The following is a 14,830-nucleotide window of genomic DNA, read 5'->3' on the forward strand; positions in this document are numbered from 1 at the left end:
CAATGAGCAAGCTGCGCGTAGCCGTTCTCGGCGCCGGGGGCCGTATCGGCTCCGAGGCGGTACGAGCGGTCGAGGCCGCCGACGACATGGACCTGGTGGCCGCACTCGGCCGCGGCGACAAGCTGGAGACCCTCGCGGAATCCGGTACCCAGGTCGTCGTCGAGCTCACCACTCCCACGTCGGTGATGGACAACCTCGACTTCTGCGTCCGGCACGGCATCCACGCCGTGGTCGGCACCACCGGCTGGACCGACGAACGGCTCGCGCAGCTGAACACCTGGCTCTCCGGCTCGCCGGAGACCGGTGTGCTCATCGCGCCGAACTTCTCCATCGGCGCGGTGCTCACCATGAAGTTCGCGCAGCAGGCCGCCCGGTACTTCGAGTCGGTCGAGGTCATCGAGCTGCACCACCCCAACAAGGCCGACGCCCCCTCCGGCACTGCGGCCCGTACCGCCCAGCTGATCGCCGAGGCCCGCCGCGAGGCGGGCTGCGCACCCCAGCCGGACGCCACCGCGACGGCACTGGACGGGGCGCGAGGCGCCGACGTGGACGGCATCCCGGTCCACTCGGTACGGCTCCGCGGCCTCCTGGCCCACCAGGAGGTGCTGCTCGGAGGTGAGGGCGAGACCCTCACCATCCGGCACGACTCCCTGCACCACAGCAGCTTCATGCCGGGCATCCTGCTCGGAGCACGCCGCGTGGTGACCACGCCGGGCCTCACGTTCGGCCTGGAAAACTTCCTCGACCTGAACTGACTGAGCCCACCGCCATGCGCGCAAAGATCACTTACCTCGTCACCGCTGCCGTCCTGGTCTTCTACTTCGTCCTGGTCGGCAGCCGAGGTGTCCTGCTCATCAAGCACGGCACGCTGCTGACGGTGACCTTCGGGGTCGCCGTGCTGATCCTTCCGGTGATCGGCATCTGGTTCCTCTGGAAGAACACCCAGTTCGTCCGGAGGGCGAACGCCCTGGCCGCCGAGCTCGACGCCGAGGGCGGCCTGCCCGTCGACGACCTGGCCCGTACCCCGAGTGGGCGTATCGACCGGGACTCCGCCGACGCGGTGTTCGCCCGCCGCCGGGAGGAGACGGAGGACACGCCGGACGACTGGCGCTGCTGGTTCCGCCTCGCTGTCGCCTACCAGGACGCCCGGGACACACCCAGGGCCAGGAAGGCCATGCAGCGGGCCATCGCCCTCCACAGAGGCCGCACACCGGCCTCGGCGGCCCCGTCCGGCAACTAGCAGTTCCCGCACACGACGAGACCGTCCGGCGTTCCTCGCGAACGCCGGACGGTCTCGTCGTCTCCGCTGGGGGCAGGCGGGCCCTCAGTGCTGCCGGTACTCGTCCCCCCACGCCTCGATCGTGTCGGCGGCCCTGTCGAACGCCTCACCGCGCGCCAGGAAGTCCGCGTTGGAGTCCGTGAGCAGCGGCGGCACCGCGTCCCCACCCTTGCGCACGACGATCAGCGCCTGGCCCTGCACCGTGCGCGGGAACCCGAGCCACTTGACCGGCTGCTGCACGGTACGCACCGCGGCGGCGCGGTTCCACGGCACGGTCGTCGTCCGGAAGAAACCCACCCGGCGCACGCCGTGCCGGCTCACCCAGGCGCCGATCCGCAGCATCCGCAGGGCACAGATGATCACCGCGAGGGCCAGGGCGAGACACGCGCCGGCCCCGGGCATCGCCCCGGCGAACGCCGTGATCATCCCGGCGAACAGGATGAACGAGGCAAGCAGCAGCAGACCGGCCGCTGCCGCGACACGCCAGGGCCCGGGGCGGTAGGGGCGCCGCCAGCTGTCGTGGTCGTCGAACGGCAGCGCGGCATCCTCAGCGCTCGCGTCAAATGCGCGGTCGGCCGTCAGAAAGGGCAGGGGCACGACTGATCCTCACTCACAAGCACGCTCGATTGCTGTGCCCGGTGAGGCTACCGAGGAGCCTGCCGACCGGGCCACCCCAGGGGGCCCGGTCGAGTCAGCGCCCCTGTGCCGCCTCGGCCTGCTGATGGTGCAACGGCGACTGTTCGGGAGCCAGAGAGGGCAGGCCGAGCAGCAGCGATCCGGCGAGTCCGGCGACCACGGCGAGCCCCGTGAGGGTGCGGCCCGCCTTCTCGGAGAGGGAGGGGCGCTCCCGCGGGGGCGGTGTGACGTTACTGCGGAATCGGTCGGCCTCGGCCACGAACGAGAACGGGACGGATTCACGCCGGCGGAACATGAGGTAACTCTCCTTGAACTCTGATTCGGGTGGTGCTAATGAGTCAGACGCACGGGAAGCCCGATCGGTGCCCCGAATCGCCGGATTGGCCGAAGAAATCCCAGGACGGGCGGTGCGGACCGCGTTGTCAGTGGCGGCCCGTAGAGTGGGCGCCGCCCGAGCGACGCCATTGGAAGGACCCCCGCCGGTGACCGAGACCCCCGAGCCCGCAAAGCCCAGCTTCCGCAGCGATGTCACCGTTGACCTGGTGAAACATGCCGCCGGTGATTCCGATGTGCTGTTCGCCGCCCGTGTTTCCACGGCCGGTGAGCAGTCCCTCGAAGAGGTCACCAAGGACCCTGAGCGCTCCAAGGGGCTCATCAACTACCTGATGCGGGACCGGCACGGAAGCCCGTTCGAGCACAACTCGATGACCTTCTTCATCAGCGCCCCGATCTTCGTGTTCCGCGAGTTCATGCGGCACCGCGTGGGCTGGTCGTACAACGAGGAATCGGGCCGCTACCGGGAGCTGGAGCCGGTCTTCTACGTCCCGGGGGAGTCCCGCAAGCTGGTCCAGCAGGGCCGCCCCGGCAAGTACGAGTTCGTCGAGGGCACCGAGGCGCAGGCGGAGCTCACCGGCCGTGTCATGGAGGACTCGTACCGCCAGGCGTACGAGGCCTACCAGGAGATGCTGGCGGCAGGAGTGGCCCGCGAGGTGGCCCGTGCGGTCCTCCCGGTCGGCCTGTTCTCCTCGATGTACGCCACGTGCAACGCCCGCTCGCTGATGCACTTCCTCGGCCTGCGTACGCAGCACGAGCTCGCGAAGGTTCCGTCCTTCCCGCAGCGCGAGATCGAGATGGTCGGCGAGCAGATGGAGGCGCACTGGGCACAGCTCATGCCGCTCACCCATGCAGCCTTCAACAAAAACGGACGCGTTGCCCCGTAAGCGGTGTCCGTATTGCGGCGTTTCGTGAAGTTCATCTAGGCTGATCAAACGGACCCGGCACTGCTTGAACCCCCGAGCAGGCAGTGCCGGGCTCCTCTTGCTTGTCCCCCCGAGGGGACACCGGGCGCCGAGCAACGAGTAGCGTGGTACCCATGGCTCCGATCTCCACTCCGCAGACCCCCTTCGGGCGGGTCCTCACCGCTATGGTCACGCCCTTCACGGCGGACGGCGCACTCGACCTCGACGGCGCCCAGCGGCTCGCCACCCACCTGGTGGACGCAGGCAACGACGGCCTGATCATCAACGGCACCACCGGCGAGTCCCCGACCACCAGCGACGCGGAGAAAGACCAGCTCGTACGGGCTGTGCTGGAGGCGGTCGGAGACCGGGCGCACGTCGTCGCCGGTATCGGCACCAACGACACCCGCCACAGCGTCGAGCTCGCCCGCACGGCCGAACGCACTGGCGCCCACGGCCTCCTCGCGGTCACCCCGTACTACAACAAGCCGCCGCAGGAGGGCCTCCTCCGCCACTTCACGGCGATCGCGGACGCCACCGGTCTGCCGGTGATGCTCTACGACATTCCCGGCCGCAGCGGTGTGCCGATCGACACAGAGACCCTCGTCCGGCTGGCAGACCATCCGCGCATCGTGGCCAACAAGGACGCCAAGGGCGACCTCGGCCGCGCGAGCTGGGCCATCGCACAGTCCGGCCTGGCCTGGTACTCGGGCGACGACATGCTGAACCTGCCGCTCCTGTCGGTCGGCGCGGTCGGCTTCGTCTCCGTCGTCGGCCATGTCGTCACCCCGGACCTGCGCGCCCTCATCGAGGCCTACCTCGGCGGAGACGTACAGAAGGCCACGGAGATCCACCAGAAGCTGCTGCCTGTGTTCACGGGCATGTTCCGTACACAGGGCGTGATCACCACCAAGGCCGCACTGACCCTCCAGGGCCTCCCGGCGGGCCCGCTGCGCCTCCCCCTGGTGGAGCTCAGCGCACAGGAAACGGCACAGCTCAAGATCGATCTCGCCGCCGGTGGGGTACAGCTGTAACCACAGACTTCACAACTGAATACGCGAAGAACACTCGCAAGAGGGCTACACGGCACCACCCCAAGACAACAGCAAGTGCACGAATGACATGCGCGCCACGTGCCCAAGCGGTACGTGGCGTGCGTGGTAAGGAGAGTCTTTTGAGTCATCCGCATCCTGAACTCGGCACCCCGCCGAAGCTCCCGAAGGGCGGCCTACGGGTCACCCCGCTGGGCGGCCTCGGCGAAATCGGCCGCAACATGACGGTCTTCGAGTACGGCGGCCGCCTGCTCATCGTCGACTGCGGCGTTCTCTTCCCGGAGGAGGAGCAGCCCGGAATCGACCTGATCCTTCCGGACTTCACCACCATCCGGGACCGCCTCGACGACGTCGAGGGCATTGTCCTGACGCACGGACACGAGGACCACATCGGTGGTGTCCCGTATCTGCTGCGCCTGAAGCCGGACATCCCGCTCATCGGCTCCAAGCTGACCCTCGCGCTCATCGAGGCGAAGCTTCAGGAGCACCGGATTCGTCCGTACACCCTTGAGGTCAAGGAGGGGCAGCGCGAGCGCCTCGGAGTCTTCGACTGCGAGTTCATCGCGGTCAACCACTCCATCCCCGACGCTCTCGCGGTCGCCATCCGTACGCCCGCGGGCATGGCCGTCGCCACCGGCGACTTCAAGATGGACCAGCTGCCGCTGGACGGCCGGCTCACCGACCTGCACGCGTTCGCCCGGCTGAGCGAGGAAGGCATCGACCTTCTGCTCTCCGACTCGACGAACGCGGAGGTGCCGGGCTTCGTACCGCCGGAGCGGGACATCTCCAACGTCCTGCGCACGGTCTTCGCCAACGCGCAGAAGCGCATCATCGTGGCGAGCTTCGCGAGCCATGTGCACCGCATCCAGCAGATCCTCGACACGGCCCACGAGTACGGCCGCCGGGTCGCCTTCGTCGGGCGATCGATGGTCCGGAACATGGGCATCGCCCGTGACCTGGGCTATCTGAAGGTTCCCGCGGGCCTGGTCGTCGACGTGAAGACCCTCGACGACCTGCCGGACGACGAGGTCGTGCTGGTCTGCACGGGCTCGCAGGGCGAGCCGATGGCGGCCCTGTCCCGGATGGCCAACCGCGACCACCAGATCCGCATCGTCCAGGGCGACACCGTCATCCTGGCCTCGTCGCTGATCCCGGGTAACGAGAACGCGGTCTACCGCGTGATCAACGGCCTGACCCGCTGGGGCGCCAACGTCGTCCACAAGGGCAACGCCAAGGTCCACGTCTCGGGTCACGCCTCGGCCGGCGAGCTGCTGTACTTCTACAACATCTGCAAGCCGAAGAACCTGATGCCGGTTCACGGCGAATGGCGCCACCTGCGGGCCAACGCGGAACTGGGCGCCCTCACCGGCGTCCCGAAGGACCACATCGTCATCGCCGAGGACGGCGTGGTCGTCGACCTGATCGACGGCAAGGCCAAGATCGTCGGCAAGGTCCAGGCCGGCTATGTGTACGTCGACGGCCTCTCGGTCGGCGATGTCACCGAGACCTCTCTCAAGGACCGCCGCATCCTCGGTGACGAGGGGATCATCTCCGTCTTCATCGTGGTCGACAGCTCCTCCGGCAAGATCGTGGGCGGCCCCCACATCCAGGCCCGGGGCTCCGGCATCGACGACTCGGCGTTCAGCGCGGTCGTCCCGAAGGTCGAAGAGGCTCTCAACAAGTCGGCGCAGGACGGCGTCATGGAGCCCCACCAGCTCCAGCAGCTGGTCCGCCGCACGGTGGGCAAGTGGGTCTCCGACACCTACCGTCGGCGTCCGATGATCCTCCCCGTCGTCGTCGAGGTCTGACCCCGACGGGTGTGAACTCTGGAGCGGGGCCCCCGATTTGCATCGGGGCGCCCCGCTCCAGTACGTTTACGTCTCCGCCTCACCGGGAAGCACCGCGCACACGTGTGCGCTGGGAGTCCCACGGAGGGCGGAATTCCGACTCAGAACTTCTGATAAAGTCGGGTCCGCCGAAAGGCAAGGCCACTTCAACGGCCATCAGAATTCAAATCCGGACCGGAAACGGGATGGAATGGGTCTGGTAAGGTTGAGCTCGCTGGAAAGGGAAAGCGCGAAAGCGAAGAACTGGAAAGCGAAAATGCGAGGCCCGCTTCGACCGGGAATCGGACACGAAAGAGTCTGATAGAGTCGGAAACGCAAGACCGAAGGGAAGCGCCCGGAGGAAAGCCCGAGAGGGTGAGTACAAAGGAAGCGTCCGTTCCTTGAGAACTCAACAGCGTGCCAAAAGTCAACGCCAGATATGTTGATACCCCGACCTGCTTCGGCAGGTTCGAGGTTCCTTTGAAAAGTCCTAACAGGTCTCTGGCCTGGTAGGCAATGCACACAGCGAGGATTCAGTGGACGATCGGTCATATTCCGACCTGGTCGTTCCGCTCTCGTGGTGTCTACCCGATTACGGGAAAACATTCACGGAGAGTTTGATCCTGGCTCAGGACGAACGCTGGCGGCGTGCTTAACACATGCAAGTCGAACGATGAAGCCCTTCGGGGTGGATTAGTGGCGAACGGGTGAGTAACACGTGGGCAATCTGCCCTTCACTCTGGGACAAGCCCTGGAAACGGGGTCTAATACCGGATAACACTTTCCCTCTCATGGGGGAAGGTTAAAAGCTCCGGCGGTGAAGGATGAGCCCGCGGCCTATCAGCTAGTTGGTGGGGTAATGGCCTACCAAGGCGACGACGGGTAGCCGGCCTGAGAGGGCGACCGGCCACACTGGGACTGAGACACGGCCCAGACTCCTACGGGAGGCAGCAGTGGGGAATATTGCACAATGGGCGAAAGCCTGATGCAGCGACGCCGCGTGAGGGATGACGGCCTTCGGGTTGTAAACCTCTTTCAGCAGGGAAGAAGCGAAAGTGACGGTACCTGCAGAAGAAGCGCCGGCTAACTACGTGCCAGCAGCCGCGGTAATACGTAGGGCGCAAGCGTTGTCCGGAATTATTGGGCGTAAAGAGCTCGTAGGCGGCTTGTTGCGTCGGTTGTGAAAGCCCGGGGCTTAACCCCGGGTCTGCAGTCGATACGGGCAGGCTAGAGTGTGGTAGGGGAGATCGGAATTCCTGGTGTAGCGGTGAAATGCGCAGATATCAGGAGGAACACCGGTGGCGAAGGCGGATCTCTGGGCCATTACTGACGCTGAGGAGCGAAAGCGTGGGGAGCGAACAGGATTAGATACCCTGGTAGTCCACGCCGTAAACGTTGGGAACTAGGTGTTGGCGACATTCCACGTCGTCGGTGCCGCAGCTAACGCATTAAGTTCCCCGCCTGGGGAGTACGGCCGCAAGGCTAAAACTCAAAGGAATTGACGGGGGCCCGCACAAGCAGCGGAGCATGTGGCTTAATTCGACGCAACGCGAAGAACCTTACCAAGGCTTGACATATACCGGAAAGCATCAGAGATGGTGCCCCCCTTGTGGTCGGTATACAGGTGGTGCATGGCTGTCGTCAGCTCGTGTCGTGAGATGTTGGGTTAAGTCCCGCAACGAGCGCAACCCTTGTTCTGTGTTGCCAGCATGCCCTTCGGGGTGATGGGGACTCACAGGAGACTGCCGGGGTCAACTCGGAGGAAGGTGGGGACGACGTCAAGTCATCATGCCCCTTATGTCTTGGGCTGCACACGTGCTACAATGGCCGGTACAATGAGCTGCGATGCCGCGAGGCGGAGCGAATCTCAAAAAGCCGGTCTCAGTTCGGATTGGGGTCTGCAACTCGACCCCATGAAGTCGGAGTTGCTAGTAATCGCAGATCAGCATTGCTGCGGTGAATACGTTCCCGGGCCTTGTACACACCGCCCGTCACGTCACGAAAGTCGGTAACACCCGAAGCCGGTGGCCCAACCCCTTGTGGGAGGGAGCTGTCGAAGGTGGGACTGGCGATTGGGACGAAGTCGTAACAAGGTAGCCGTACCGGAAGGTGCGGCTGGATCACCTCCTTTCTAAGGAGCATCTAGATTCCGCAAGGAATCCAGAGCCACTACGCCGGCAAATGTTCGGCGGTGGTCAGCTCATGGGTGGAACGTTGACTATTCGGCACGACAGGTTGTTTTCACTAGTACTGCTTCGGCGTGGAACGTGAGGGTGATCGGTCGGGTCGGGCACGCTGTTGGGTATCTGAAGGTACGGCCGTAAAGGTCGTCCTTCGGTTGCCGGCCCCAGTGAACTCGCCTGTAAGGGTGGGGTGATGGGTGGCTGGTCGTTGTTTGAGAACTGCACAGTGGACGCGAGCATCTGTGGCCAAGTTTTTAAGGGCGCACGGTGGATGCCTTGGCACCAGGAACCGATGAAGGACGTGGGAGGCCACGATAGGCCCCGGGGAGCTGTCAACCAAGCTTTGATCCGGGGGTGTCCGAATGGGGAAACCCGGCAGTCGTCATGGGCTGTCACCCACTGCTGAACACATAGGCAGTGTGGAGGGAACGAGGGGAAGTGAAACATCTCAGTACCCTCAGGAAGAGAAAACAACCGTGATTCCGGGAGTAGTGGCGAGCGAAACTGGATCAGGCCAAACCGTATGCGTGTGATACCCGGCAGGGGTTGCGCATGCGGGGTTGTGGGATCTCTTTTTCACGGTCTGCCGGCTGTGAGACGAGTCAGAAACCGTTGATGTAGGCGAAGGACATGCGAAAGGTCCGGCGTAGAGGGTAAGACCCCCGTAGCTGAAACATTAACGGCTCGTTTAAGAGACACCCAAGTAGCACGGGGCCCGAGAAATCCCGTGTGAATCTGGCGGGACCACCCGTTAAGCCTAAATATTCCCTGGTGACCGATAGCGGATAGTACCGTGAGGGAATGGTGAAAAGTACCGCGGGAGCGGAGTGAAATAGTACCTGAAACCGTGTGCCTACAAGCCGTGGGAGCGTCGCGCATCGAGCTTGCTCGGTGCGTCGTGACTGCGTGCCTTTTGAAGAATGAGCCTGCGAGTTTGCGGTGTGTTGCGAGGTTAACCCGTGTGGGGAAGCCGTAGCGAAAGCGAGTCCGAATAGGGCGATTTAGTAGCGCGCTCAAGACCCGAAGCGGAGTGATCTAGCCATGGGCAGGTTGAAGCGGAGGTAAGACTTCGTGGAGGACCGAACCCACCAGGGTTGAAAACCTGGGGGATGACCTGTGGTTAGGGGTGAAAGGCCAATCAAACTCCGTGATAGCTGGTTCTCCCCGAAATGCATTTAGGTGCAGCGTCGTGTGTTTCTTGCCGGAGGTAGAGCACTGGATAGGCGATGGGCCCTACCGGGTTACTGACCTTAGCCAAACTCCGAATGCCGGTAAGTGAGAGCACGGCAGTGAGACTGTGGGGGATAAGCTCCATGGTCGAGAGGGAAACAGCCCAGAGCATCGACTAAGGCCCCTAAGCGTACGCTAAGTGGGAAAGGATGTGGAGTCGCAGAGACAACCAGGAGGTTGGCTTAGAAGCAGCCACCCTTGAAAGAGTGCGTAATAGCTCACTGGTCAAGTGATTCCGCGCCGACAATGTAGCGGGGCTCAAGCGTACCGCCGAAGTCGTGTCATTCACACATATAGGGCCAACGCCTGTGTGGATGGGTAGGGGAGCGTCGTGTGCCGGGTGAAGCAGCCGCGGAAGCGAGTTGTGGACGGTTCACGAGTGAGAATGCAGGCATGAGTAGCGATACACACGTGAGAAACGTGTGCGCCGATTGACTAAGGGTTCCTGGGTCAAGCTGATCTGCCCAGGGTAAGTCGGGACCTAAGGCGAGGCCGACAGGCGTAGTCGATGGACAACCGGTTGATATTCCGGTACCCGCTTTGAAACGCCCAATACTGAATCAGGCGATGCTAAGTCCGTGAAGCCGGCCCGATCTCTTCGGAGTTGAGGGTAGTGGTGGAGCCGACGAACCAGACTTGTACTAGGTAAGCGATGGGGTGACGCAGGAAGGTAGTCCAGCCCGGGCGGTGGTAGTCCCGGGGTAAGGGTGTAGGCCGTGTGGTAGGTAAATCCGTCACACATTAAGGCTGAGACCTGATGCCGAGCCGATTGTGGTGAAGTGGATGATCCTATGCTGTCGAGAAAAGCCTCTAGCGAGTTTCATGGCGGCCCGTACCCTAAACCGACTCAGGTGGTCAGGTAGAGAATACCGAGGCGTTCGGGTGAACTATGGTTAAGGAACTCGGCAAAATGCCCCCGTAACTTCGGGAGAAGGGGGGCCATCACTGGTGATCCGATTTACTCGGTGAGCTGGGGGTGGCCGCAGAGACCAGCGAGAAGCGACTGTTTACTAAAAACACAGGTCCGTGCGAAGCCGTAAGGCGATGTATACGGACTGACGCCTGCCCGGTGCTGGAACGTTAAGGGGACCGGTTAGCTGACTTTCGGGTCGGCGAAGCTGAGAACTTAAGCGCCAGTAAACGGCGGTGGTAACTATAACCATCCTAAGGTAGCGAAATTCCTTGTCGGGTAAGTTCCGACCTGCACGAATGGCGTAACGACTTCTCGACTGTCTCAACCATAGGCCCGGTGAAATTGCACTACGAGTAAAGATGCTCGTTTCGCGCAGCAGGACGGAAAGACCCCGGGACCTTTACTATAGTTTGATATTGGTGTTCGGTTCGGCTTGTGTAGGATAGGTGGGAGACTTTGAAGCGGCCACGCCAGTGGTTGTGGAGTCGTCGTTGAAATACCACTCTGGTCGTGCTGGATGTCTAACCTGGGTCCGTGATCCGGATCAGGGACAGTGTCTGATGGGTAGTTTAACTGGGGCGGTTGCCTCCTAAAGAGTAACGGAGGCGCCCAAAGGTTCCCTCAGCCTGGTTGGCAATCAGGTGTTGAGTGTAAGTGCACAAGGGAGCTTGACTGTGAGACCGACGGGTCGAGCAGGGACGAAAGTCGGGACTAGTGATCCGGCAGTGGCTTGTGGAAGCGCTGTCGCTCAACGGATAAAAGGTACCCCGGGGATAACAGGCTGATCTTCCCCAAGAGTCCATATCGACGGGATGGTTTGGCACCTCGATGTCGGCTCGTCGCATCCTGGGGCTGGAGTCGGTCCCAAGGGTTGGGCTGTTCGCCCATTAAAGCGGTACGCGAGCTGGGTTTAGAACGTCGTGAGACAGTTCGGTCCCTATCCGCTGTGCGCGTAGGAATATTGAGAAGGGCTGTCCCTAGTACGAGAGGACCGGGACGGACGAACCTCTGGTGTGCCAGTTGTCCTGCCAAGGGCATGGCTGGTTGGCTACGTTCGGAAAGGATAACCGCTGAAAGCATCTAAGCGGGAAGCCTGCTTCGAGATGAGTATTCCCACCCTCTTGAAGGGTTAAGGCTCCCAGTAGACGACTGGGTTGATAGGCCAGATGTGGAAGCCCGGTAACGGGTGGAGCTGACTGGTACTAATAGGCCGAGGGCTTGTCCTCAGTTGCTCGCGTCCACTGTGTTAGTTCTGAAATAACGAACGGCCGTGTTTTGTTCCGGTGTTGGTTAATTTCATAGTGTTTCGGTGGTCATTGCGTTAGGGAAACGCCCGGTTACATTCCGAACCCGGAAGCTAAGCCTTTCAGCGCCGATGGTACTGCAGGGGGGACCCTGTGGGAGAGTAGGACGCCGCCGAACTCCTTTTATGAAAAGCCCCGTGCCCTTGTGGCACGGGGCTTTTCTGCGTTCCCGACCAGGCCGCCGGCGTACCGGGGCGGGGGAGTGCGTGGCTGGTCAAGGGGGTGGGCGGCTCTCGGAACACTCCCTGGTGGGCGGCATGGTGACGGTGCGGCAGATGGTTTTGCATACCCCCTGATTCAGGGTATGCTTTAGCTCGTTGCCGCAGGGCAGCAAGGCCCCAATAGCTCAGTCGGTAGAGCGTCTCCATGGTAAGGAGAAGGTCTGCGGTTCGATTCCGCATTGGGGCTCAGACAGAGGAAAGGCCCCCGCCGGATGGCGGGGGCCTTTCTCGTTTCCGGGGGCGTCCCGGGCCGTTCGGAGTCGATGCGAGTTATACAGCGGCCTGCGGCTCGGGGACGCGCATCGCGAGGATGGCCATGTCGTCCGACGCCGGCTCGGCGGCGAATCGCTCCACAGCCCGCAGAATGCGTGCCGCGACCGCGCCGGCTGTCAGCCCCGTGCAGTTGGCCAGGACGTCCGCCAGGCCGTCGTCACCGAGCATGCGGGCGCCCTCGCGGCGTTCGGTGACGCCGTCCGTCACGCACAGCAGGACGTCGCCCGGCTCCAGGGTCACCGTCTGCTCGTACAGCTCCAGGTCCTCGATGACACCCAGCAGCGGCTGCGGTTCTGCCGCCGCCTCGACCGAGCCGTCCTGGCGCAGGCGCAACGGCAACGGATGGCCCGCGCACACCACCTTCAGGAGGGCGCTGCCATCCTCCTGCGGCCACAACTCCCCGTACAGCAGGGTCAGGAAACGACTGCGGGCGCCCTCGTCCAGGATGGCGGCGTTCAGACGCTCCAGGACGGCGGGGCCGCCGAAGCCCTCGCGGGCGAGCAGGCGCAAGGCATGACGAGCCAGGCCCGTGACGGCCGCGGCCTCCGGACCCGTACCGCAGACGTCGCCGATGGCGAAACCGTAGGCGCCGTCGCGGATCGGGAAGACGTCGTAGAAGTCGCCGCCCACCTCGTTGCCCTCACCGGCTGCACGGTAGATGACCTCGATCTCCACATTGGGGACATCGGGCAGGCCCGGAGGCAGCAGGCTGCGCTGGAGGGACTGGCTGATGGCCGTGCGCTCCGAGTAGAGACGGGCGTTGTCCAGCGCCAGGGCGGCCCGGCGGGAGAGGTCCTCGGCCAGCTCCAGGATCTCCTGGCGGAAGTGGTCGTCGGACGGCTTGCCGAGCGTGAGCATGCCGATGACCCGGTTACGGGCGACCAGAGGAAGGACCACGGTCTCCCCGCCCACTGCGGCGGCGGTGGCGAGTGTCGTACGGATGCCCGCGCCGAGCCCGCCGGGGTCACCGAGGCCGATACTGCGCATCGATGTGCGCAGGGCGGCCTGATGGGCGGCCTCCGACGGTGCGGACCAGACGCGGGCGCCAGGTGTCGGCACCGGGTCCGGCGGGGAGATCTTGGAGAGCAGGGCCTTGAGGCCGTCGATGCGCTCCTCGTCCTCGTGCAGTACGTACGAGAGGTACGGGTCCGAGGACTGGTCGGCGATCGTGTAGACGGCACACCAGGTGGCCAGGGTGGGGACGGTCATCTGTGCCATCAGGGCGAGCGTCTGGTCCCGGTCGAGCGTGCCGGCCAACAGGTCGGACGCCTCGACGAGGAAGGAGAGCGAACCGCGGCGCAGCCGTTCGAGCTCTCCCAGACGGGCGGACTCGACGGCCAGGGCGATGCGGTCGGCGGCGAACTGGAGGCGCAGGGCCTCCTCGTTGGAGTACCGGCCTGCGGCCTCGGTCGCGACACCCAGAGAGCCCGTGAGCCGGCCCTCGACCTTCAGCGGGACTGTGACCACCGAGCGCATGCCCGTGTCGACGAGCAGCGGGACGGCACCTGGCACCGCATCGAGGTCCTCATGGACGGCAGGCATGCGGGCGGAGCCGTACCGTCCGGTGCCGGCCTCGACGGGGACGCGGGCGAAGCGCTGCCGGGCGGAGGGCAGGCCGGTTGTGGCGCGTACTTCCAGTTCGGTCTCGTCGTCCGTTGCCAGCAGCAGGAACGCCGCGTCGGCGTCGAGCATGTCGCGGGCCCGTTCGACGGTTCGCTGGAGCAGCCCGTCGAGGTCGTCGGGGGCGGGGGAGCCGATGAAGACCTCGAAGGGGTCTGTCGTACGGCTCTCCGTGTTCGCGTCGGAGACGGGAGTGCGCACCGGTGACTGGAGTACGGCCCGCTCGTAGTCGCGCACCAGCAGGCACACCGTCGAGGGTTCGCCCCGGGTGTCCCGGACGCGCAGGTGGGAGCCGTAGACCGGGATCGTGCGGCCGTCGGCGCCGCGCATGCCGTAGCTGCCCTCCCAGCGCGAGAGGCGCAGCGCGTCGGCGATGCCGGTGTTGGTGCCCGGGGTCTGCGGCCAGGCGGTGAAGTCGGTGAACTGCTTGCCGGTGACCTGCTCCGCCGTGTGCCCGAAGAGATACGAGGCGTCGTCGTTCCACGCCGCGATGGAGCCCGCGCTGTCGATCTGGACGACGGCGACCCTGACCCGTTCGTCGGTGACGGGGAGCAGGTCGACGGGGAGCAGTGGGCCCGCGGAGCGGATGCCCACCGGTCGGTCGGGGAGATCGAGCTGGAACCAGACATGTTTGTGCGTGGGGGAGTACTCGACTCCCCAGCGGGAAGCGAGTGCCGCGCACAGGAGGAGGCCGCGGCCGCCCTCCCGGTCGGGACTGCCGAAGTCCAGCCCGGTGGACTGGAGCGGGATCTCCCGCTCCGGGTAGTGGTCGGAGACCTCGACCCGGACACCGTCCTCCGTGCGCAGGCACAGCACGTCCGCCGCTGTGCCCGCATGGACCACCGCATTGGTGACGAGCTCGCTGGTGAGGACGACGGCGTCGTCGACGACGTCGGTGTATCCCCACCCCTGGAGCGTGTCCCGGACAAAGGCGCGGGCCGTCGCGACGGAGCGCCCGACCGGGTCGAAGGTCGCAGCCGCGCGCGCCGTGATCACAGCACTCCCCATATGGTGTCTCGTCGCTTCCCCGAGTCCTGTGCCCGTTTCTCGCCGCT

The 14,830-nt window shown here is 64.4% G+C and carries 8 protein-coding genes, 1 tRNA gene and 3 rRNA genes; 9 read left to right on the forward strand and 3 right to left on the reverse strand.

Annotated features, from left to right (window positions below; all coding sequences use genetic code 11):
* Positions 1-2 precede the first annotated feature (2 nt).
* Positions 3-755 (forward strand): 4-hydroxy-tetrahydrodipicolinate reductase, encoded by a 753-nt coding sequence (dapB, locus tag SH922_RS29920; protein WP_393061279.1) that lies wholly within the window; start codon positions 3-5, stop codon positions 753-755.
* A 14-nt stretch (positions 756-769) separates the two neighbouring features.
* On the forward strand, positions 770-1,240 hold the full coding sequence (locus SH922_RS29925) for a hypothetical protein (protein WP_393061281.1): 471 nt from the start codon (positions 770-772) through the stop codon (positions 1,238-1,240).
* Positions 1,241-1,324: 84 nt separating this feature from the next.
* Here the strand turns inward: SH922_RS29925 and SH922_RS29930 are convergent, their stop codons facing one another.
* Positions 1,325-1,876 carry a hypothetical protein gene (locus tag SH922_RS29930; RefSeq protein WP_393061283.1) on the reverse strand — a complete coding sequence of 184 codons (552 nt, stop codon included), beginning with the start codon at positions 1,874-1,876 and terminating at the stop codon, positions 1,325-1,327.
* A gap of 94 nt (positions 1,877-1,970) precedes the next feature.
* Complete coding sequence (locus tag SH922_RS29935; protein ID WP_393061285.1) at positions 1,971-2,210, reverse strand: hypothetical protein; 240 nt, start codon at positions 2,208-2,210, stop codon at positions 1,971-1,973.
* Between the two features lie 187 nt (positions 2,211-2,397).
* On the opposite strand from SH922_RS29935, the gene thyX reads away from it, so the two are divergent.
* The 7 genes from thyX (at position 2,398) to SH922_RS29970 (ending at position 12,069) form a co-directional block, all read left to right on the forward strand.
* The gene (gene thyX / locus SH922_RS29940; RefSeq protein WP_393061287.1) at positions 2,398-3,135 is read left to right on the forward strand and encodes an FAD-dependent thymidylate synthase; all 738 of its coding nucleotides are present in this window, start codon (positions 2,398-2,400) and stop codon (positions 3,133-3,135) included.
* A gap of 152 nt (positions 3,136-3,287) precedes the next feature.
* Positions 3,288-4,187: a 4-hydroxy-tetrahydrodipicolinate synthase gene (gene dapA / locus SH922_RS29945; RefSeq protein WP_393061289.1), complete on the forward strand. Its 900-nt coding sequence runs from the start codon at positions 3,288-3,290 to the stop codon at positions 4,185-4,187.
* A gap of 140 nt (positions 4,188-4,327) precedes the next feature.
* The gene (locus tag SH922_RS29950; protein WP_362556482.1) at positions 4,328-6,013 is read left to right on the forward strand and encodes a ribonuclease J; all 1,686 of its coding nucleotides are present in this window, start codon (positions 4,328-4,330) and stop codon (positions 6,011-6,013) included.
* A 623-nt stretch (positions 6,014-6,636) separates the two neighbouring features.
* Positions 6,637-8,162, forward strand: a 16S ribosomal RNA gene (locus tag SH922_RS29955).
* Between the two features lie 296 nt (positions 8,163-8,458).
* Positions 8,459-11,583: ribosomal RNA gene (locus tag SH922_RS29960) — 23S ribosomal RNA — on the forward strand.
* A gap of 79 nt (positions 11,584-11,662) precedes the next feature.
* Positions 11,663-11,779: ribosomal RNA gene (gene rrf / locus SH922_RS29965) — 5S ribosomal RNA — on the forward strand.
* The 16S, 23S and 5S rRNA genes sit together here with 1 tRNA gene alongside, the layout of an rRNA operon.
* Before the next feature lie 217 nt (positions 11,780-11,996).
* A tRNA-Thr gene (locus SH922_RS29970) sits at positions 11,997-12,069 on the forward strand.
* A gap of 83 nt (positions 12,070-12,152) precedes the next feature.
* On the opposite strand, the gene SH922_RS29975 is transcribed toward SH922_RS29970, so the two are convergent.
* Positions 12,153-14,771: a SpoIIE family protein phosphatase gene (locus SH922_RS29975; RefSeq protein WP_393061291.1), complete on the reverse strand. Its 2,619-nt coding sequence runs from the start codon at positions 14,769-14,771 to the stop codon at positions 12,153-12,155.
* Positions 14,772-14,830 lie beyond the last annotated feature (59 nt).

Origin of the sequence: Streptomyces sp. LN549 (assembly GCF_043203805.1) — a bacterium.
In the GTDB taxonomy this organism is placed as follows: Bacteria; Actinomycetota; Actinomycetes; order Streptomycetales; family Streptomycetaceae; genus Streptomyces.